This window comes from Pseudomonas sp. HMSC066A08 (assembly GCF_001813025.1).
Taxonomy (GTDB): Bacteria; Pseudomonadota; Gammaproteobacteria; order Pseudomonadales; family Pseudomonadaceae; genus Pseudomonas; species Pseudomonas aeruginosa.
In genome coordinates this window covers 1-215 of the sequence record NZ_KV811266.1, presented here as the reverse complement: position 1 = coordinate 215, position 215 = coordinate 1, and the positions used below count along the sequence as shown (strand labels likewise).

Sequence of the window (215 nt, the reverse complement as noted above, 5' to 3'; positions counted from 1 at the left end):
AACATGTAGAGCAAACTGCTTCTCAATCTACACCTGTAGAAACACAGCCTGAAGTGACCGAGCCTGTTGCTGAAACTAAAACGGAAACCGAAGTCGTATCAGTTGAAGTTAAGCAGCCAGCTAAAGTGACCGTTATTCGTCAAGAGCCAACAGTACGCCAGTTACATGCCAGCTCGCCAATGACGAAAGCTCCGGCATCTACAGATGCACCTGTA

Annotated in this window: 1 protein-coding gene; it reads left to right on the top strand. The window is 47.4% G+C overall.

Going from position 1 to position 215, the window contains the following annotated elements:
- The coding region (locus tag HMPREF2886_RS34840; protein WP_218189071.1) for a hypothetical protein at positions 1-215 on the top strand (215 nt) is incomplete at both ends.